Below are 18,482 nucleotides of genomic sequence, written 5' to 3'. Positions count from 1 at the left end.
GCCCGGCGGCACGACGGGCCCGCCCCGTGCGGCGCCCGCAGGGCGCCCAGGGGCGCTCAGGACGGCATGCGGGCGGCCGCGGTGAGCAACCGGGCGGTGTCCTCGGGGCGGAGCCGCAGCGCGCGGCCCACGGTGGTCAGCACCTCGCGCTCCGCCGCGCCGTACGGGCCGTCGGCCAGTGCGATGCGGGCGCCCTGGAGCAGGACCGACTCCCGGCCGGCCGGGACCAGGTGGCGGGCGAGCGGGGTGAGCACCTCGTGCAGCTCGATGGCGAGGGCCGCACCGCAGGCCCCGGCGGTGGCGCCGACGCCGTCGTCGTGGCCGATGTCGGCGGTGAGCACCTCCACGACGGTGAGGAGCTGGTCCTCCGAGCAGTCCGCGAGGCCGGCCTCGCGGACGGTGCAGGCAGCGGTCTCCAGGGCGGTGCGGGGGGTGCCGCCCGAGGCCAGGACGGCCAGCGCGACCGTGTGCACGGCCTCCCGGAGCATCGAGGAGAACCGGGTGGTGGTGGGGTGCTCCAGGGCCTCGGTGCCGGAGTGGGCGCCGCAGTCGGCGCATTCGACGACGGTTCCCGCGCCGCCGCGCCGCAGCAGCGGCACCCCGAGCACGGTGAGCCTGCGACGGCCGGTGAGGCGGCGGTAGTTGCGGTCGCCGCCGCAGTCCTGGCAGAAGAACTCGCCGTCACCGACGGCGTCCCATGCGGTGCGGATGCCGTACAGGCCCCTTCTCAGGGCGCGTTGTCCTTTGGCTGACCGCACGTCGCACACCTCCGTAACGCTCCGGCAACATTGCCGTGTGTTGCACGTGATGTTAGCCACATGCGCGAGGCCGCGTCATCACCTCCTCTGTCACAACACCCGGAAATGGCCGAACCCCGCCCACCCGGAGCGGGCGGACGGGGTTCGGCGAAGGGTGCGTCGTCGGACCGACCGGACATGCGTACGGGGTGCACTCCCCGTCGGCCGCCGGTCCGCGGACGGACGCGTCAACCCGAGTCCGCCGGACTCGGGTCCCGCGTTCGGATGAGCTTTGCGGCCGGTTCGGCCCTGGTTCAGCGGCCCGCGCGGTTGACGGCCGAGACGACCGCCTTGAGCGAGGCCCGGGTGGTGTTGGCGTCGATGCCGATGCCCCACAGGACCTTGCCGTCGATCGCGCACTCGATGTACGAGGCGGCCTGCGAGCTGGCGCCCTCGCTCATGGTGTGCTCGGTGTAGTCCAGCAGCCGTGCGTCGATGCCGATGCCGGCCAGCGCCTCGAAGAAGGCGGAGATCGGGCCGTTGCCGGTGCCGGTCAGCACGGTGTCGGCGCCGTCCACGGTGGCCTCGATGGTCAGCGTGTCCCGGCCGTCCTGCCCGGTGGTGGTCTGGCCGGAACGGATCTGGACCCGTCCCCATCGGGCGGCGTCGCCGTCGGCGCTGGGCAGGTACTCGTCCTCGAAGGCGGACCAGATCTGCGCCGGAGTGATCTCGCCGCCCTCGGCGTCGGTCTTGGCCTGGATGATCCGGGAGAACTCGATCTGCATCCGGCGCGGCAGGTCCAGCTTGTGGTCGTTCTTCAGGACGTATGCGATACCGCCCTTGCCGGACTGGGAGTTGACGCGGATCACGGCCTCGTAGGACCGGCCGACGTCCTTCGGGTCGATCGGCAGGTACGGAACCGTCCACTCGATGTCGTCAACGGTGACGCCGGCGCCCCGGGCGGCCGCGTCGGCCTCCATGGCGTCGAAGCCCTTCTTGATGGCGTCCTGGTGGGAGCCGGAGAAGGAGGTGTAGACGAGGTCGCCCGCGTAGGGGTGGCGCGGGTGGACCTCCATCTGGTTGCAGTACTCGCTGGTGCGGCGGATCTCGTCGATCTGGGAGAAGTCGATCTGCGGGTCGACGCCCTGGGAGAACAGGTTCATCCCCAGGGTGACCAGGTCGACGTTGCCGGTGCGCTCGCCCTGGCCGAACAGGCAGCCCTCGACGCGGTCGGCGCCGGCCATCAGCGCCAGTTCGGCGGCGGCGACGGCCGTGCCGCGGTCGTTGTGCGGGTGGACCGACAGACAGACGAACTCACGACGGGACAGGTTGCGCGACATCCACTCGAACCGGTCCGCGTGCGTGGACGGCGTCGAACGCTCCACGGTGGCGGGCAGGTTGAGGATGATCTCGCGGCCCGCCTCCGGCTGCCACACGTCGCAGACCGCCTCGCAGACCTCCAGGGCGAAGTCCAGCTCGGTGTCGGTGAAGATCTCGGGGCTGTACTGGTAGCCGAAGATCGTGTCGCCGCCCAGGATCTTCTCGGCGTACTCCATGACCAGCCGGGTGCCGTCCACCGCGATCTGCTTGACCTGCTCCTTCGAGCCGCGGAAGACCACGCGGCGGAAGGTGGGGGCGGTGGCGTTGTACAGGTGGACGGTGGCCCGGTGCGCGCCGCGCAGCGACTCGACGGTCCGCTCGATCAGTTCCTCGCGGGACTGGGTCAGGACGGAGATCGTCACGTCCTCGGGGATCGCGCCCTCTTCGATGATGGAGCGTACGAACGCGAAGTCGGTCTCGCCGGAGGCCGGGAAGCCGACCTCGATCTCCTTGTAGCCCATCTTCACGAGCAGATCGAACATCTCGCGCTTGCGGGCCGGGGACATCGGGTCGATCAGGGCCTGGTTGCCGTCGCGCAGGTCGGTGGAGAGCCAGCGGGGCGCCACCGTGATCCGCTTGTCCGGCCAGGTGCGGTCGGGGATCTCCACCGCCTCGTACCGGCCGTACTTGTGGATCGGCATTCCGGAAGTCTTCTGGAGCTGCGTCGCGTTGGTGATCGGCGTGGGACGGCCGACGGAATTACCGGAAGTGTTCACGGTGGTCATGGCGTAGGGCTCCTCGGGTCCAGCGGTGGGACGGCCGACTGTGTCGCTGCAGCACCAGACTCCGCGGGGAGGGGGTCGGCCTACGACTACAGGCCCTCGCCGCGGCAGCTAAGGAGAAGCAGCCCGAAACGCATGATGCGACGAGAGTAACCGAGAGGTGCGCGGGACGCCGGTCCGTATCAGTATGCGGGACCGCGCACACATGACGAGTAAACAGTGATGCATCACTCTATTTCGTCAATTGCCGTCGCAACCAGTGACAGCGCAGTGACGGAGTGCCACAGTCATTTACATGATCTCTCGATCCCACGACGGTTCCGGTCTCCACCCCGTCTTCTGCACCATCGTTCCGCCGCATCTCCTCGACCAGTTGGCACAGTCCGACGACCCCGCGGTCGCCGAGCCCGCCCGTCGCACGCTCGACGCGGACGGCGAGCGCCGCGTCCTGCGCAGAGCGGCGTCGCTGGCAGCCATCGCCCCCGCGCCGGCCACCGCGGGCGCCGTCCCCAGCAAGCCCCGCCGCACGATCTACGACTGCCGCCACCACACCACGCTGCCCGGCCGCAAGGTCCGGGGCGAGGGTGACGAGCCCACCACGGACGCCAGCGTCAACCGCGCGTACGCCGGTTTCGGCGCCACCTTCGACCTGCTGCTCTCCGCGTACGGCCGCAGCTCGCTCGACGGCAAAGGCATGCGCCTCATCGGCTCGGTCCATTACGACCGGGACTACAACAACGCCTTCTTCGACGGCCAGCAGATGGTCTTCGGCGACGGCGACGGCGAGATCTTCCTCGACTTCACCCTCTCCATCGACGTGATCGCCCACGAGCTGGCGCACGGGCTCACCCAGCACACCGCCAACCTCGTCTACGAGGGACAGTCCGGCGCGCTCAACGAATCCGTCTCGGACGTGTTCGGCTCGCTGGTCAAGCAGTACTCCCTGGGGCAGAGCGCCGAGCAGGCCGACTGGCTGATCGGCGCGGGGCTGCTCGCCCCCCGGGTCACCGGGGAGGGGCTGCGCTCGATGAAGGCGCCGGGCACCGCGTACGACGACGACGTGCTCGGCAAGGACCCCCAGCCCGCCTCGATGGAGGACTACATCGAGACCGACGACGACAACGGCGGGGTCCACCTCAACTCCGGCATCCCCAACCGCGCCTTCTACCTCGCCGCCTCCGCCCTCGGCGGGAACGCCTGGGAGCGGGCCGGGCAGATCTGGTACGACGTACTGACCGGAGGAGAGCTGACCGCCAACGCCGACTTCGCCGACTTCGCCAGGCTCACGGTGGCCGCCGCCCGCGACCGCTTCGGCGAGGGGGACGAGCGCGAGGCCGTCATCAAGGGCTGGTCGGAAGTGGGGGTGCCGACCGAGTGAGCGGGCCAATATGGGTCACATGCGCATTCATGTGAGCCGGACCGGCGGGTTCGCCGGCCTCCCCCGCAAGGCCGGGATCGACACGGCAACGCAGGAGGACGCCGCCGCCTGGGAGTCCCTGGCCCGTTCCGCGCTCGCGGAGGGAGCCGGGACTCCGCCGGCAGGCGTACCGGACGGCTTCCGGTACGCGATCACCATCGACGGGCGGACCGTGCACTGCGCGGACCCGCACCTGACCGACGACCAGCGCACGCTGATCTCACGCGTCCTCCGCGAAGGGGCGTGAGACCGGCGGCGCCGGTGCGCCCGGTACGACACGGCTCGGCTGTCGGGCGGTGGGGCGGCCCGAGGGCTGCCCCACCGCCCGGAACGGCGACTGCCCCGCCGCTCAGAAACCGAGCTTGCGGAGCTGCTTGGGGTCGCGCTGCCAGTCCTTGGCGACCTTGACGTGCAGGTCGAGGAAGACCGGCGTGCCGAGCAGCGCCTCGATCTGCTTGCGGGACTTGGTCCCTACGTCCTTCAGCCGCTGGCCCTTGGGGCCGATGATGATGCCCTTCTGGCTGGGGCGCTCGATGTAGACGTTGGCGTGGATGTCCAGCAGCGGCCTGTCCGCCGGACGGTTCTCGCGCGGCAGCATCTCCTCGACGACGACCGCGATGGAGTGCGGCAGTTCGTCGCGTACACCTTCGAGCGCGGCCTCGCGGATCAGTTCCGCGACCATGACCATCTCGGGCTCGTCGGTGAGGTCGCCCTCCGGGTAGAGCGGCGGGCTCACCGGCAGCAGCGGGGCGATCAGGTCGGCGAGCAGCCCGACCTGGTCGTCCTTGACCGCCGAGACCGGCACGATCTCGGCCCATTCGAAGCCGAGCTCCTGGCCCAGCTGGGAGACGGCCAGCAGCTGTTCGGCGAGCGCCCGGGAGTCGACCAGGTCCGTCTTGGTGATGACCGCGATCTTCGGGGTCTTCTTGATGGCGGCGAGTTCCTTGATGATGAACTTGTCGCCGGGGCCGAGCTTCTGGTCGGCGGGCAGGCAGAAGCCGATGACGTCGACCTCGGCCCAGGTGGTCCGCACGACGTCGTTGAGCCGCTCGCCGAGCAGCGTGCGCGGCTTGTGGAGCCCCGGGGTGTCGACGAGGATCAGCTGCGCGTCGTCACGGTGCACGATCCCGCGCACGGTGTGCCGGGTGGTCTGGGGGCGATTGGACGTGATCGCCACCTTCTGCCCGACCAGAGCGTTCGTGAGGGTGGACTTGCCCGCGTTGGGGCGGCCCACGAAGCAGGCGAAACCGGCCCGGTGAGGGGCGGTGTCCGTGGCCTGCCGCGCAGCGGCTTCGGGGTTCGGTCGAGCGCTCATGGCGCCCATTGTCCCCGATCGCGGCGGCCCGGTGCACAACGGTCGCCCGCCCGGCCCGGCGACGCGTGCACCCGGGCCCTCGTACGGCGCGCCCGGGATAGCGTGCCCTCCATGCTCGTCGCCCGCTCCGCCGCCCTCTTCGTCGTCGCCGCCCTCTTCGAGATCGGGGGCGCCTGGCTGGTCTGGCAGGGCATCCGCGAGCACCGGGGCTGGGCCTGGATCGGCGCGGGGGTGATCGCCCTCGGGGTGTACGGAGCGGTCGCGACGCTCCAGAGCGACGACAACTTCGGCCGCATCCTCGCCGCTTACGGCGGGGTCTTCGTGGCCGGCTCGATCGCCTGGGGCATGGTCGCGGACGGCTACCGCCCGGACCGGTACGACATCGCCGGGGCGCTGATCTGCCTCGCCGGCATGGCCGTGATCATGTACGCGCCCCGGGGGAACTGACCGGCACCGGACTCCGGCGCCGGTCGACCGCGGCCGGCCCGCTCACGTGGGCGAAGTCACGGAGTCACCCCGCGGTGACCCGTACCCGCACGGTCCCGTCCGGACCCGCCAGGAACACCGGCGTGTCCGCCCCGCCGAGGTCGCGCACCGCCGCCCGGTCCGCGTCGGCCGGGCTCTCGGCGTCCGAGACCACCGCCGCCGCCTCCAGGGAGGTGGCCCCGCTGGCCACGGCCATCGCCACGGCCGTCTGCAGGGCGGTGAGCCGCAGCGACTCCAGGGCCACCGTGCCCGCCACGTACGTACGTCCCGTCTCGTCCCGGACGGCCGCGCCCTCCGGCACTCCGTTGCGGGCGCGGGCGCTGCGCGCCAGGGTGACGATCTTGCGGTCCTCGGCCCCGAGGTCGGTGCTGTCTGTCATGTGCCGAGCATACGAACCGTGTGGCGCGCACCTCATCCCGGTACCGGGTACATCGCGTCGCGCCGCCCCTCCGGGGACGCCAGCCACTTGAGCCGCTCCTCGGTTCCGGTGCCCGGCAGCGGGGTGTGCAGCACGATCGCCAGGTCCGGGCGGGCGGGCACCCGCAGCTGGGTGGACTCCACCTGGAGAGTCCCGGCCGTCGGATGCTCCAGCTCTTTGCGCATCTGCCCGCCGGGCGCGATGTCGCGCTGCTCCCAGAGCGCGGCGAACTCCGGGCTGGCCTCCTTCGCGTCGGCCACGACGGCCTGGAAACCCTCGTCCTCCGGGTTCTCCGAGCAGCCCGCGCGGAACTGCGCGACGACCTGCGGGGCGATCTGCTCCCAGGTCGTCGCGCGGGTGCGGTAGACGTCGTCGGTGAAGAAGGTGATCAGGCAGTTCTGCACGATGCCGGGGCGCAGCCCGAGGACCAGGGAGGCGGCGTCGTTGTAGAGCACGACGTTCCAGTACCGGTCCATGATGTGTGCCGGGAACGGCATCCACGCGTCGATGAGCCGCCGCAGCCCGTCGCACATGTCGGCGTCGGCCGGATCGACCTCGGGCGCGGGCGGGTTGAGCCCGGCCAGTACGTACAGATGGCGGCGCTCCGCGCTGGTCAGCCGCAGGACGCGCCCCACCGAGTCCAGCACCTGCGGGGAGACGGTGATGTCACGCCCCTGCTCCAGCCACTGGTACCAGGAGACCCCGACGCCCGCGAGGACGGCGACCTCCTCCCTGCGCAGCCCGGGGGTACGGCGGCGCGCACCGCCGTCCGGGAGGCCGGCGAGGGCCGGGGTGACCCGGGCCCGGCGGCTCATCAGGAACTCCCGCAGCTCGGCGAGTCGATGGGCCTTCCCGTTGCCGGTCGTCGTCGTACGGGCCGGTGTCGCCACGTCGTCACTCCCCCTGGTGTCGCGCACGGTGCCAACTGGTGGCCGTACCAACAGGATAAGGAGCGTCTCCCCACGTTTGTTCCAGTCGGCCGAGGGTGGGGCCATGGCGATCGAATCCCCTCCCGAGGCCACCGGAACCCCCGGTCCCGCTGCTCCCACCGTTGCCCAGGCGACCCGTCCCGCCCGGCTCTCCGGCCGGGCCCGGCTGATCCTCATGGTCCTCTGCGCCGCCCAGTTCATGGTGGCGCTCGACTTCTCCGTACTGAACGTGGCGCTCCCCGCGCTCGGCGCCGACCTCGGGCTGAGTACCTCCCAACTCCAGTGGGCCATCACCGCTTTCGCCCTGCCCTCCGGCGGATTCCTGCTGCTCTTCGGGCGGATCGGCGACCTCTACGGACGGCGCAAGCTCTTCCTCGCGGGCCTGGCCGTGTTCGGCGCGGCCTCGCTGTTGGCGACCTTCGCCTGGGGCCCGGTGCCGTTCCTGGCCGGACGTGCCCTCCAGGGGCTCGGCGCGGCGGCGGTCGTACCCACCGGGATGTCCCTGCTGACCACCACGTTCAAGGAGGGCCCGGAGCGCGACCGGGCGCTGGGCATCAGCGGCACGCTGCTCTCGCTCGGCTTCACCGTCGGCATGGTGGCCGGTGGCGTGCTCACCGACACCCTGGGCTGGCGCTCCACCATGGGCCTGCTGGCGCTCGCCTCGGTGGGCGTCCTCGCCCTCGCCCCGAAGGCCCTGACGGAGTCGCGTACTCCGCGGCGGCCCAAGCTGGACGTACCGGGTGCGGTCACCGTCACGGGCGGGCTGCTCGCCCTGATCTACGCGCTGTCGACGGCCGCCCAGAACGGCTTCGGCCACGCGGACGTACTGATCGCCCTGGTCCTCGGGGTCGCGCTGCTGGTGACCTTCGCGGTGGTGGAGTCGCGGGCCGCCGAACCGCTGGTCTCGTTGCCGATGCTGCGCCGCCGGACCGTGGCGTTCGGCAACCTCGGCGGGCTGCTGACCTTCGCCCTGATGTCCACCGTGGTCTTCGTGCTGACGCTCTACCTCCAGGACGTACTGGGCCTGTCGGCCTTCGCCACCGGGCTGGTCTTCGGGGTGCAGGGGCTGCTCTCGGCGGTGGCCGGCACGTACGCCCCCCGGGTCATCGGCCGCTTCGGCGCCCGCCGCACGCTGGTGGGCTCGCTGCTCGGCCAGGGTGCTTTCGTCGCCCTGCTGCTGGCCCTGGGCGAGCACGCCGGGGTGCTGGTCGCCACGGTCGGCGTCTCCCTGGCGAGCATGTGCCACCTGGGCGCGATCGTCAGCTACGGCCTCGCGGTGACCTCGGGCGTCCCGGACGGCGAACAGGGCCTGGCGACCGGCCTGGTCACCACCACCCAGCAGGTCGGCCTGACCCTCGGCATCCCCCTGCTGGGCGTGCTGGCCACCACCCAGGACGACCTGTTCACCGGCGTCCGCACGGTCATGGCCCTCGACGCGGCGCTGCTGCTGGTGGGCGCGGTGGTCGTGGCGGCGGGTCTGCGGCGGCGGGGCTGAGACGGGGTGGGTCGGCGGGTGTCGCGGGCCCACCCACCGCAGCTGAACGGTCCCTGACCAGGCCGACGGTCGGGGACCGTCGGGGTGTCAGTGCCACCTGGCAGACTCCGCCCGTATGAGTGAGCAGGTGCGTTTGCGAGACGTCGAACCGGCCGATCTGGAGGAGTTCCTCGCGCAGGAGCACGATCCCGAGGCCGTACGACGGTCGAAGTTCCCACCCCGGGAACGGGAAGCCTTCATGACCCACTGGAGGACGAAGGTCCTCGGGGACCCCGCCAACTTCGTACAGGCCATCACGGTCGACGGCGAACTGGCGGGCAACGCGGTGGCCTGGTGGCACGAGGAGCGGCGCTTCATCGGGTACTGGCTCGGCCGGCGGTACTGGGGCCGGGGGATCGGCACGCAGGCACTGGCGCTGTTCCTGGAGCGGGAAACCGCCCGTCCCCTGCACGCCGATCCCCACGTCGGGAACACCGGCTCGGTGCGGCTGCTGGAGAAGCACGGCTTCCGGCGTACGGGGACGGTCGAGTACGGCGAGAACGAGCACGTCATGCTGGTGCTGGACGGGAGCCCGGGGCAGGACATGTCCTAGCTCCCGGGCCGCACTCGAGTGAGCCGGGCCGGGTCCCCCACCAGCCGTGCGGCGGATACGGCAGGACCCTGCCGCCCGTGGAGGAGACGGCGCAGTGGCCGGTCTCCCACGCTGAGTGCCGCTGGGCCTGGACGGCCCGGATGTTCAAGCACTTCGAGGACCCCAAGCCCGGCTATGTCGCCGACCGGCCCGGCCTTCCGTCCTGGCGGCAGGAGACCGACGCCGACATCTTCGAGGCCATCGAGAAGGCGCTGAGCCGAGAGCTGCTCGGCGGTGAATGCCGGCGCCCCCGGTCGCGTCACCGGAGGCGCCGAAGACCACCCCGCTCTCAGGCCCGGTCCAGCCGGAGCCTCTCCGCCCGGGGCAGCCCCGCCACCACCAGGTCGTACGAGTCCTCGATCAGCTCGCGGACCAGCTTGGCGGGCAGGTCGCCGACCGTGACGGTGTTCCAGTGGCGCTTGTTCATGTGCCAGCCGGGGACGATCGCCGGGTACTCCTCACGGAGGCGCACCGCTTCGTCCGGGTCGCACTTGAGGTTCACGGTGAGCGGGCGGGTGTCCAGGGCGCTCAGCGCGAACATCTTGCCGAGCACCTTGAAGACCGAGGTCTCCGGCGTGAAGGGGAACTCCTCCACGGCCTCGTTGAAGTCCAGGGCGAAGGACCGCAGTTGTGCGCCGTTCATTCCGACTCCGTTTCCCCTGCTCCGACGTGGACCACTCCGCCCACTACTCCGGTTTCGACTCCGCGTCCGGCTCCGAATCCAGCGGCTCCGGCTCCACCAGCACCGTGACGATCTTGTTGCGGCGCCCCGCCGTGGCCTCCGCCGTCAGGCGCAGCTTGCGGCCGTCGGGGAGGCTGACGACCGAGGTGGCTCCGGCGATCGGGACCCTGCCGAGCGCCTTGGCGAGGAGGCCGCCGACGGTCTCGACGTCCTCGTCGTCGTACTCGTCGAAGCCGAAGAGCTGCCCGAGGTCGCCGATGTCGAGGCGGGCGGTCACCCGGTAGCAGCCGTTCTCCAGCTCCTGGACGGGCGGGAGTTCCCGGTCGTACTCGTCGGTGATCTCGCCGACGATCTCCTCCAGGATGTCCTCGATGGTGACGATGCCGGCCGTGCCGCCGTACTCGTCGATGACGACGGCGACGTGGTTGCGGTCCTGCTGCATCTCGCGCAGCAGGTCACCGGCGTTCTTCGTGTCGGGGACGAAGACGGCCGGCCGTATCGCGGTGGAGACGAGGTCGGCCTCGGAGTCGCGGTTGATGTGGGTCTTGCGGACCAGGTCCTTGAGGTAGACGATCCCGACGATGTCGTCCTCGTTCTCCCCGGTGACCGGGATCCGGGAGAATCCGGAGCGCAGCGCGAGGGTGAGCGCCTGGCGGATGGTCTTGTACCGCTCGATGGCGACCAGGTCGGTACGGGGCACCATCACCTCACGGACGAGGGTGTCGCCCAGCTCGAAGACGGAGTGCACCATGCGGCGCTCGTCGTCCTCGATGAGCGACTCCGCCTCCGCGAGGTCGACCATCGCGCGCAGCTCCGCCTCGCTGGCGAACGGTCCCTTGCGGAACCCCTTGCCGGGGGTGAGGGCGTTGCCGATGAGGATCAGCAGCTGCGGGATCGGGCCCATGATCCTGGCCAGCGGCAGCAGTACGTACGCGGCGGCGGTCGCCGTGTTCAGCGGGTGCTGGCGGCCGATGGTGCGGGGCGAGACGCCGATGGCGACGTAGCTGACGAGGACCATGACCCCCATCGCGACGGCCAGCGCCTCCCAGGTCTCGGAGAGTTCCTGGAGGCAGGCGTACGTGACGAGGACCCCGGCCGCCATCTCGCAGGCGACCCGCACGAGCAGGGCGACGTTGAGATAGCGGGTCGGGTCGGAGGCGACCTGCGCGAGTTTCGCGCTGCCGCGCCGTCCGGCCCGGACCGCCTCGGCGGCCCGGAAGCTGGACATGCGGGCGATGGCGGTCTCGGCACAGGCGGCGAGCCAGCCGACGATCACCAGCAGGACGGCCCCGGCGACGAGCGGGAAGCTCACGAGACCGTGGGCGCCGGGGAGGGCCCGGTCAGGCCGCGCTCGCCCCGCCAGCCGTCCACGATGGCGGCCTGGAGGCCGAACATCTCGGCCTTCTCGTCGGGCTCCTCGTGGTCGTACCCGAGGAGGTGCAGCACTCCGTGGACGGTGAGGAGCTGGAGCTCCTCGTCCATGGAGTGCCGCGTCTCGGCCTCTTCGCCCTGCCGCTTCGCGACCTCCGGGCAGAGCACGATGTCACCGAGGAGGCCCTGCGGGGGCTCCTCGTCGTCCTTCGACGGCGGACGGAGTTCGTCCATCGGGAAGGACATGACATCGGTCGGGCCCGGGAGGTCCATCCACTGGATGTGGAGCTGCTCCATGGCGTCGGTGTCCACCACGATCACCGAGAGTTCGGACAGCGGGTGGATCCGCATCCGGGCGAGGGCGTAACGGGCGATGTCGAGGATCGCCTGCTCGTCGACCTCGGTTCCGGACTCGTTGTTGACGTCGATCGACATGGTGCGCTGAAACTACTTCCCGTTGGTACCGGCTCGGTCGTCGTACTTCTCGTACGCGTCGACGATACGGCCGACGAGCTTGTGCCGGACGACATCCTGGGACGTGAGCCGGGAGAAGTGCACGTCCTCGACGCCGTCGAGGATCTCCTGGACCTGTCGCAGACCGCTCTTGGTGCCGTTCGGCAGGTCGACCTGGGTGACGTCACCGGTGATGACGATCTTCGAGTCGAAGCCGAGGCGGGTGAGGAACATCTTCATCTGCTCGGCGCTGGTGTTCTGGGCCTCGTCCAGGATGATGAAGGCATCGTTCAGGGTGCGGCCCCGCATGTATGCCAGCGGCGCCACCTCGATCGTGCCCGCCGCCATCAGGCGCGGGATCGAGTCGGGGTCGAGCATGTCGTGCAGCGCGTCGTAGAGCGGGCGCAGGTACGGGTCGATCTTGTCGAAGAGCGTGCCGGGCAGGAAGCCGAGCCGCTCCCCCGCCTCGACGGCGGGCCGGGTCAGGATGATCCGGCTGACCTGCTTCGACTGGAGTGCCTGGACCGCCTTCGCCATGGCGAGGTAGGTCTTGCCGGTGCCCGCGGGGCCGATGCCGAAGACGATGGTGTGCTTGTCGATGGCGTCGACGTACCGCTTCTGGTTGAGCGTCTTGGGCCGGATGGTGCGCCCGCGGTTGGAGAGGATGTTCTGCGTGAGCACCTCGGCCGGGGTCTCGCCCTGCGGCTCGCCCTCGCCGGTGCCGGCTGCCCTGAGCATGGCGATCGAGCGTTCCACTGCGTCCTCCGTCATCGGCTGTCCGGTGCGGAGCACCAGCACCATCTCGTCGAACAAGCGCTGGATGAGGGCGACCTCGGCGGGTTCGCCCGTAGCGCTTATCTCGTTTCCCCGTACGTGGATGTCGGCGTCGGGGAACGCCGTCTCGATCACGCGCAGCAGGGAGTCGCCCGATCCCAGGAGCATCACCATGGGGTGAGCGGCCGGAATCCTGATGCGGGCACGCGCCTGTGGGCGTGTGGGTGACTGAGTCATGGGCCGGCCCTCGGGCCTGCGCATACCTCCCGTTGCGGGGTTCTCGCCGGTCGACAACCTCTGCGTCCAGCCTACGACTCCGCGCCGACAACGCCCTAGGGGTTTTGCGCCCCGTTCTCCGTCGCCGGACGACCCCCGCGGGCCCCCTCAGGGAGCCCGGAACCCGATGGTGGGGACGGCGCGGCGCAGCGGCCAGGGGCGGCGGGCCGCGGGCAGCAGGCGCTCCAGGAAGGCGTACCGCTCCAGGGCGACCGGGTCCTGCGCCTCGAAGGTGCGCACCTGCTGCCACCAGGCGGCGATCTCGGCCCAGCCGGGAGCGGAGAGCGAGCCGCCGAACTCCTGTACGGAGAGGGCGGCGGTGAGTCCGGCGAAGGCGAGGCGGTCGGCGAGCGGCCAGTCGGCGAGGGTGCCGGTGACGAACCCGGCGACGAAGACGTCCCCGGCGCCGGTCGGGTCGAGGGCCGCCACGTCGATGGCGGGCACCTCGGCGGTGGTGCCGGTCGCCGCGTCGACGGCGTAGGCGCCCTCCGCGCCGAGGGTCACCACGGCGAGCGGCACGTGTTCGGCCAGCGCGTGGGCGGCGGCGCGGGGGGTGTCGCGGCCGGTGTAGCGCATGGCCTCCTCCGCGTTGGGCAGGAAGGCGGCGCAGTGCGCGAGGTCGGGCAGGGCGGCCAGGTCCCAGCGGCCGGTCTCGTCCCAGCCGACGTCGGCGAAGATCTGGGCCCCTCGCTCGGCCGCCGCGGCGACCCAGGGTTCACCGCGGCCCGGGGTGAGCGAGGCGACGGCGGCGCGGGCGCGGGGCGGGCAGTGCGGGAACGCGCGTCCTTCCGCGCCCGGGGCGGCGGCCGGGGGCGGGGCCTCGTGGCCGTGCGAGACCATCGTGCGCTCGCCCTCGTACGCCATGGAGACGGTGACGGGCGAGTGCCAGCCGGGGACGGTGTGCGACATGGAGAGGTCGATGCCCTCGCCCTGTTCGAGGGCGTCCCAGCAGTACTCGCCGTAGTGGTCGTCGCCGAAGGCGGCGGCGAGCGAGGTGCGCAGGCCGAGGCGGGCGAGGGCGGTGGCCATGTTGGCGACACCGCCGGGGCTGGATCCCATGCCCCGGGCCCAGGACTCCGTACCGCGCACGGGAGCGCTGTCCAGGCCGGTGAAGACGATGTCGAGGAAGACCGTGCCCGTCAGGAAGACGTCGCAGGCCGGGTCCTCCGGGACACGCAGCTCTCCCAGCGGATCGACGGCTGGGCTGCTGTCCGTGCTCATCATGCGCTCCCCGGGGTGCCGTACTGCTGAGGTGCCGTGCCGACGTGACTCGCGGGCTCCCCGGCGGGCTCCACCGACGCGCTCCGCGTCCTTGCGGAATCCGGCCAGTCTGCCCGATTCGCGCGCGATCCCGCAGCTTTCACACCCCTCGGCATCGCCGGGGTTGACCTGCATAAACATGCAGCGCTACCCCGGTCGACCGGCATCAAACATCAATGTGCCGCAGATCACACAATCCCGCCTTTCGATCAGCTGTACGTGCTTGATACAAATTGCCCGGCGAACACGATCGGGTACGAAGACCGGGGAACCGCACCTCTCCCCCATTTCTCGCGTCACCCTGGTGCTCCCCCACTCTCTCTTCACCCCCGCACCGCCTCCCCCACCTCCCCTGCCGGTCTCCGGCATGTCTTCAGGAACGCCCATGTCCTCGCGCCCTCGCGCCGCGTGGCCCCTGGTCGCCGTGTTCACCGCCGGTTACCTCGCCGCTTATCTGCTCCCCACCGTCGTCGGGCGGCTCAGCGCCCATCTCGGCCTGACCACGTCTCAGGCCGGTCTCGTCGGCAGCGCCCTGCTGCTGAGTTCCGCCTCCGCGGGCTTCTCGCTGGCGGGCCGGGTCGACCGGTTCGGCGCCCGCGGCTGCGCGCGCCTCGGGCTGGTCCTCGCCGTCACCGGATACGGCTGCGCCGCCCTGACCACCTCGCTGCCGCTGGTGGTGCTGGGCGCGATGGTCGGCGGCTTCGGCTCGGGCACGGCCACCGCGGTGGCCGCGTCCCAGATCGCCTCGCGGAGCGACCCGCACCGCACCTCCTCGCTCGGACTGCTCAGCGTCTCCGCCACCGCCGGCGCCCTGTACCTGACGATCCCCCACCTGGGCGGCGGTCACCGGCTGCCGTTCGCCGCCATCGCCCTGGTCGCCCTGCTCGTCTGGCCGGCCGCCTCGCGGCTCGACGCACCGGCCCCCGTCGCGACCGGCACCCCGGTCACCGGCCGTCTGCCGCACCGGCGTTCGGGTCTGCTGCTGGCGGGCGGGATGCTCGTCTGGTCCATGGCGCAGAACGCGCTCTGGGGTGTCAGCAGCCGGATCGGCGTGGACCAGGTGGGGCTCTCCGAGGTCACCGTCGGCGCGGTGTTCGCCGCCGCGCTGGGCGCCGGACTGCTCGGGGTCATGGGCGCCGGGGCGCTGGGCGCCCGACTCGGCCGCGCGGTCCCGATCGGCTGCGGCACGGTCGTCATCGCCGGGAGCATCGTGCTGAGCGCCTCCGCGCGCGGTCTCGGTTCCTTCGCGACCGGTGAGGTCCTCTGGAACACCGTCTACCCGGTGGTGCTCTCGTACCTGATCGGCCTGGCCGCCTCGCTCGACGTACGGGGCCGCTGGGCGGTGCTCGCGGGTTCCGCCTCCTCGGTGGGAGTGGCCTGCGGGCCGGTGCTGGGCAGCGTGCTCTCCGAGGGGGCCGGTTTCCCCGCGATGGGGCTGATCCTCGGGGCGGTGACGCTGCTGGTGGCTGCCCCGGTCACGGCGGTGGCGCTGCACGCGGGCGGCCGTCCGCTGGTGCCCGGTTCGGTGCGCCGACGCGGTGGCGCCCCGGCCGCGCTGCTCGCCGCCACGACGGGCGGTCTGCCGGGTGCCGTACCGAAACTCGGCGCACCGGAACAGGCCGTCACGGAAATCGCCGTACCCGCCCTGCGCCGCAGGCGGCTGGGGCGCAGCGCGTTCCGGACGGCCGGTCCGGCGGGCGGGGGAGGTCAGTCGAACGCGTACGCCTCGACCTCGGACAGGTAGCGCGCCCTGCGCTCCTCGTCGTGGTCGAGGAAGGCCGCCTCGAAGGAGTTGCGGGCGAGCGTGCGCAGCTGCTCGTGGTCGAGGGCGAGCGCCTCGTGGACCGCGTGGAAGGTGTCTCCGACGTATCCGCCGAAGTAGGCCGGGTCGTCGGAGTTCACCGTGCAGTGCAGCCCGGCCGCCAGCATGGCGGGCAGCGGGTGCTCCTCCAGGATGTCGATGGCGCGCAGCCGGACGTTGGAGAGCGGGCAGAGGGTGAGCGGTACGCGGTCGGCGACGAGCCGGGCGACCAGCTCGGGGTCCTCCATGCAGCGCAGCCCGTGGTCGATCCGCTCGACGCCGAGGACGTCGAGGGCCTCGCGGATGTACTCCGGCGGGCCCTCCTCGCCCGCGTGGGCGACCTTGCGCAGGCCGAGTTTCCCGGCCTCCTCGTAGACCTCGCGGAACTTGGCCGGCGGGTGGCCGACCTCGGCGGAGTCGAGGCCGACGGCGGTGATGCGGTGCAGGTACGGCTTGGCGGCCTCCAGCGTCTCCAGGGCCGAGGCGGCCGACTGGTCGCGCAGGAAGCAGAGGATCAGCTGGGTGGAGATGCCGTGCTTCTCCTCGCTGCGCTCCAGCGCGCGGCCGAGTCCCTCGACGACGGTGCCGATGGGCACGCCCCGGGCGGTGTGGGCCTGCGGGTCGAAGAAGATCTCGGCGTGCCGGACGCCCTGGGCGGCGGCCCGGGCGAGGTAGGCGTCGGCGAGTTCGGCGAAGTCCTCCTCGGTGCGGAGCACGGCCATCAGCGCGTAGTACAGGTCGAGGAAGCTCTGCAGGTCGTCGAAGAGGTACGCGGTGCGCAGCTCCTCGGTGGTGGCGTAGGGCAGCGTCACCCCGTTGCGCCGGGCCAGCGCGAAGGCCAGCTCGGGTTCGAGGGTGCCTTCGATGTGAAGGTGGAGTTCTGCCTTGGGGAGGTGCACGGTGTCTCGCTCACGAAAAGGGGGTGGTGACGTGGATCGGTGGTGCCGGGTGGGCACCTGGTACATCAGTGGTGCCGGGTGGGCACCGGTACGCGGGTCAGGTCACGGGCGACGGTCAGTTCGCCCTCGAACCCGGCGGCGCGGGCCTGGGTCCCGAAGAGTTCGGGATCGTCGTACCGCTGGGAGAAGTGGGTGAGTACGAGATGGCGTACGCCCGCTTCGGCGGCCACCCGGCCCGCCTGGCCGGCGGTCAGGTGGCCGTGGTCGGTGGCCAGTGCGAGGTCTTCGTCGAGGAAGGTCGATTCGATGACCAGCAGGTCGCATCCCTCGGCGAGCCTGTACACACCGTCGCACAGCCTGGTGTCCATGACGAACGCGAACCGCTGTCCGGCCCGGTGCTCGGACACTGCGTCGAGGGGGACGCCCCGCAAGGAGCCCTCGCGCTGGACGCGGCCGACGTCGGGACCCGTGATGCCGTGGGCGGCGAGGAGGGCCGGGATCATGCGGCGGCCGTCGGGTTCGGTCAGGCGGTAGCCGTAGGACTCGACCGGATGCGAGAGCCGGAAGGAGTCCAGGGTGTACGCGTCGGTGGTGGCGAGCACCCCGTCGGCGGCGACGGGGTGCTCGGCCAGCTCGACGGTCTCGCGGTAGGCGGTGGCGTACCGGAGCCGCTCGAAGAAGTGCTGCCCGCTCGCCGGGTAGTGGGCGGTGACGGGGTGCGGGACCCGGTCGAGGTTGATCCGCTGGATCACCCCCGCGAGCCCGAGCGAGTGGTCGCCGTGGAAGTGGGTGACGCAGATCCGGTCGATGTCGTGCGCGGCGACACCGGCCCGCAGCATCTGGCGCTGGGTGCCCTCGCCCGGGTCGAAGAGGATGCCCTGCCCGTCCCAGCGCAGCAGGTAGCCGTTGTGGTTGCGGTGGCGGGTGGGGACCTGGCTGGCGGTGCCGAGCACCACCAGCTCACGTGCGGACACGGGGCGGCGCTCCGGTCAGCCGGGGGGCCACTGGAGGCCGCGGCCGCCCAGGACGTGCGCGTGCGCGTGGAAGACGGTCTGGCCTGCGCCGGCGCCGGTGTTGAAGACGACGCGGTAGCCGTGGCCGTCGACCATGTCCTCGGTGGCGACGAGCCCGGCCTCGCGCAGCACGTCGGCGGCGATCTGCGGTTCGGCGGCGGCGAGCGACGCGGCGTCCGGGTAGTGGGCTTTGGGGATGACCAGGACGTGGGTCGGGGCCTGCGGGTTGATGTCGCGGAAGGCGACGGTGGTGGCGCTCTCGCGCACGATGGTCGCCGGGACGTCCCCGGAGACGATCTTGCAGAACAGGCAGTCGGGCTGCGGCTCTCCCGCCATGGGCCGGCCTCCTCGGTGGCTGGTGACGCTGATGATCCGTTCAGCGCCCGTCGTGGTGACGCCGATGATCCGTTCAGCGCATCGTAT

19 protein-coding genes are annotated in these 18,482 nt (G+C 71.5%); 6 read left to right on the top strand and 13 right to left on the bottom strand.

Annotated features, from left to right (window positions below; all coding sequences use genetic code 11):
* Positions 1 to 56: 56 nt before the first annotated feature.
* Positions 57 to 758, bottom strand: coding sequence for a TerB family tellurite resistance protein (locus tag OHT52_RS21575; protein ID WP_328721822.1), 702 nt, complete (start codon positions 756 to 758; stop codon positions 57 to 59).
* Positions 759 to 1,051: 293 nt separating this feature from the next.
* A complete protein-coding gene (leuA, locus tag OHT52_RS21570; protein WP_328721821.1) occupies positions 1,052 to 2,842 on the bottom strand; it encodes a 2-isopropylmalate synthase in 1,791 nt (596 codons plus the stop codon).
* 292 nt (positions 2,843 to 3,134) lie between these two features.
* Here leuA and OHT52_RS21565 point away from each other — a divergent pair, with 292 nt between their 5' ends.
* Together OHT52_RS21565 and OHT52_RS21560 are read left to right on the top strand one after the other, a co-directional pair.
* Positions 3,135 to 4,217, top strand: a complete 1,083-nt coding sequence (locus tag OHT52_RS21565) for a M4 family metallopeptidase (protein WP_328721820.1) — start codon at positions 3,135 to 3,137, stop codon at positions 4,215 to 4,217.
* Between the two features lie 19 nt (positions 4,218 to 4,236).
* Positions 4,237 to 4,503 (top strand): protealysin inhibitor emfourin, encoded by a 267-nt coding sequence (locus OHT52_RS21560; protein WP_328721819.1) that lies wholly within the window; start codon positions 4,237 to 4,239, stop codon positions 4,501 to 4,503.
* A 102-nt stretch (positions 4,504 to 4,605) separates the two neighbouring features.
* Here OHT52_RS21560 and era read toward each other — a convergent pair whose 3' ends face one another.
* Positions 4,606 to 5,580 carry a GTPase Era gene (gene era, locus OHT52_RS21555; RefSeq protein ID WP_328721818.1) on the bottom strand — a complete coding sequence of 325 codons (975 nt, stop codon included), beginning with the start codon at positions 5,578 to 5,580 and terminating at the stop codon, positions 4,606 to 4,608.
* Between the two features lie 102 nt (positions 5,581 to 5,682).
* Between era and OHT52_RS21550 the strand changes: the two genes are divergently transcribed.
* Complete coding sequence (locus tag OHT52_RS21550) at positions 5,683 to 6,018, top strand: YnfA family protein (protein WP_328721817.1); 336 nt, start codon at positions 5,683 to 5,685, stop codon at positions 6,016 to 6,018.
* A 64-nt stretch (positions 6,019 to 6,082) separates the two neighbouring features.
* Here the strand turns inward: OHT52_RS21550 and OHT52_RS21545 are convergent, their stop codons facing one another.
* Positions 6,083 to 6,436, bottom strand: a complete 354-nt coding sequence (locus OHT52_RS21545; protein WP_328721816.1) for a cytidine deaminase — start codon at positions 6,434 to 6,436, stop codon at positions 6,083 to 6,085.
* Positions 6,437 to 6,468: 32 nt separating this feature from the next.
* Positions 6,469 to 7,365 carry a helix-turn-helix transcriptional regulator gene (locus OHT52_RS21540; protein WP_328721815.1) on the bottom strand — a complete coding sequence of 299 codons (897 nt, stop codon included), beginning with the start codon at positions 7,363 to 7,365 and terminating at the stop codon, positions 6,469 to 6,471.
* A 103-nt stretch (positions 7,366 to 7,468) separates the two neighbouring features.
* Here OHT52_RS21540 and OHT52_RS21535 point away from each other — a divergent pair, with 103 nt between their 5' ends.
* Together OHT52_RS21535 and OHT52_RS21530 are read left to right on the top strand one after the other, a co-directional pair.
* On the top strand, positions 7,469 to 8,899 hold the full coding sequence (locus OHT52_RS21535) for an MFS transporter (protein WP_328721814.1): 1,431 nt from the start codon (positions 7,469 to 7,471) through the stop codon (positions 8,897 to 8,899).
* A gap of 115 nt (positions 8,900 to 9,014) precedes the next feature.
* Positions 9,015 to 9,491, top strand: coding sequence for a GNAT family N-acetyltransferase (locus tag OHT52_RS21530; protein ID WP_328721813.1), 477 nt, complete (start codon positions 9,015 to 9,017; stop codon positions 9,489 to 9,491).
* A gap of 328 nt (positions 9,492 to 9,819) precedes the next feature.
* On the opposite strand, the gene OHT52_RS21525 is transcribed toward OHT52_RS21530, so the two are convergent.
* From OHT52_RS21525 to OHT52_RS21505, 5 genes are all read right to left on the bottom strand, one after another.
* Positions 9,820 to 10,173, bottom strand: coding sequence for an MmcQ/YjbR family DNA-binding protein (locus tag OHT52_RS21525; RefSeq protein WP_328721812.1), 354 nt, complete (start codon positions 10,171 to 10,173; stop codon positions 9,820 to 9,822).
* Between the two features lie 43 nt (positions 10,174 to 10,216).
* On the bottom strand, positions 10,217 to 11,524 hold the full coding sequence (locus OHT52_RS21520; protein ID WP_328721811.1) for a hemolysin family protein: 1,308 nt from the start codon (positions 11,522 to 11,524) through the stop codon (positions 10,217 to 10,219).
* Entirely contained in the window at positions 11,521 to 12,018 is a 498-nt protein-coding gene (ybeY, locus tag OHT52_RS21515; RefSeq protein ID WP_327175758.1) for an rRNA maturation RNase YbeY, read from the bottom strand. Before ybeY ends, OHT52_RS21520 begins: the two co-directional genes overlap by 4 nt.
* Before the next feature lie 12 nt (positions 12,019 to 12,030).
* Complete coding sequence (locus OHT52_RS21510) at positions 12,031 to 13,047, bottom strand: PhoH family protein (RefSeq protein ID WP_328721810.1); 1,017 nt, start codon at positions 13,045 to 13,047, stop codon at positions 12,031 to 12,033.
* Between the two features lie 147 nt (positions 13,048 to 13,194).
* Entirely contained in the window at positions 13,195 to 14,307 is a 1,113-nt protein-coding gene (locus OHT52_RS21505; RefSeq protein WP_328723836.1) for a carbohydrate kinase family protein, read from the bottom strand.
* A 424-nt stretch (positions 14,308 to 14,731) separates the two neighbouring features.
* Here OHT52_RS21505 and OHT52_RS21500 point away from each other — a divergent pair, with 424 nt between their 5' ends.
* Positions 14,732 to 16,090 carry an MFS transporter gene (locus OHT52_RS21500; RefSeq protein ID WP_328721809.1) on the top strand — a complete coding sequence of 453 codons (1,359 nt, stop codon included), beginning with the start codon at positions 14,732 to 14,734 and terminating at the stop codon, positions 16,088 to 16,090.
* Here OHT52_RS21500 and OHT52_RS21495 read toward each other — a convergent pair.
* The 3 genes from OHT52_RS21495 to OHT52_RS21485 form a co-directional block, all read right to left on the bottom strand.
* Positions 16,054 to 17,046: an adenosine deaminase gene (locus OHT52_RS21495; protein ID WP_328721808.1), complete on the bottom strand. Its 993-nt coding sequence runs from the start codon at positions 17,044 to 17,046 to the stop codon at positions 16,054 to 16,056. The genes OHT52_RS21500 and OHT52_RS21495 overlap by 37 nt on opposite strands.
* A gap of 65 nt (positions 17,047 to 17,111) precedes the next feature.
* Positions 17,112 to 18,020 carry a ribonuclease Z gene (locus OHT52_RS21490; RefSeq protein WP_328721807.1) on the bottom strand — a complete coding sequence of 303 codons (909 nt, stop codon included), beginning with the start codon at positions 18,018 to 18,020 and terminating at the stop codon, positions 17,112 to 17,114.
* Positions 18,021 to 18,035: 15 nt separating this feature from the next.
* Positions 18,036 to 18,395, bottom strand: coding sequence for a histidine triad nucleotide-binding protein (locus OHT52_RS21485; protein WP_328721806.1), 360 nt, complete (start codon positions 18,393 to 18,395; stop codon positions 18,036 to 18,038).
* Positions 18,396 to 18,482: the final 87 nt, after the last annotated feature.

Source organism: Streptomyces sp. NBC_00247 (genome assembly GCF_036188265.1).
Classification (GTDB): domain Bacteria; phylum Actinomycetota; class Actinomycetes; order Streptomycetales; family Streptomycetaceae; genus Streptomyces.
This window is presented reverse-complemented; position numbering and strand designations above follow the sequence as displayed.

Excerpts from the sequence above, each read along its gene's own strand:
- OHT52_RS21560 (WP_328721819.1), top strand. The coding sequence starts at position 4,237 with ATGCGCATTCATGTGAGCCGGACCGGCGGGTTCGCCGGCCTCCCCCGC.
- OHT52_RS21525 (WP_328721812.1), bottom strand. The coding sequence starts at position 10,173 with ATGAACGGCGCACAACTGCGGTCCTTCGCCCTGGACTTCAACGAGGCC.
- OHT52_RS21485 (WP_328721806.1), bottom strand. The coding sequence starts at position 18,395 with ATGGCGGGAGAGCCGCAGCCCGACTGCCTGTTCTGCAAGATCGTCTCC.
- OHT52_RS21545 (WP_328721816.1), bottom strand. The coding sequence starts at position 6,436 with ATGACAGACAGCACCGACCTCGGGGCCGAGGACCGCAAGATCGTCACC.
- OHT52_RS21535 (WP_328721814.1), top strand. The coding sequence starts at position 7,469 with ATGGCGATCGAATCCCCTCCCGAGGCCACCGGAACCCCCGGTCCCGCT.
- OHT52_RS21530 (WP_328721813.1), top strand. The coding sequence starts at position 9,015 with ATGAGTGAGCAGGTGCGTTTGCGAGACGTCGAACCGGCCGATCTGGAG.
- OHT52_RS21565 (WP_328721820.1), top strand. The coding sequence starts at position 3,135 with ATGATCTCTCGATCCCACGACGGTTCCGGTCTCCACCCCGTCTTCTGC.
- OHT52_RS21500 (WP_328721809.1), top strand. The coding sequence starts at position 14,732 with ATGTCCTCGCGCCCTCGCGCCGCGTGGCCCCTGGTCGCCGTGTTCACC.
- ybeY (WP_327175758.1), bottom strand. The coding sequence starts at position 12,018 with ATGTCGATCGACGTCAACAACGAGTCCGGAACCGAGGTCGACGAGCAG.
- leuA (WP_328721821.1), bottom strand. The coding sequence starts at position 2,842 with ATGACCACCGTGAACACTTCCGGTAATTCCGTCGGCCGTCCCACGCCG.
- OHT52_RS21550 (WP_328721817.1), top strand. The coding sequence starts at position 5,683 with ATGCTCGTCGCCCGCTCCGCCGCCCTCTTCGTCGTCGCCGCCCTCTTC.
- era (WP_328721818.1), bottom strand. The coding sequence starts at position 5,580 with ATGGGCGCCATGAGCGCTCGACCGAACCCCGAAGCCGCTGCGCGGCAG.
- OHT52_RS21505 (WP_328723836.1), bottom strand. The coding sequence starts at position 14,307 with ATGAGCACGGACAGCAGCCCAGCCGTCGATCCGCTGGGAGAGCTGCGT.
- OHT52_RS21510 (WP_328721810.1), bottom strand. The coding sequence starts at position 13,047 with ATGACTCAGTCACCCACACGCCCACAGGCGCGTGCCCGCATCAGGATT.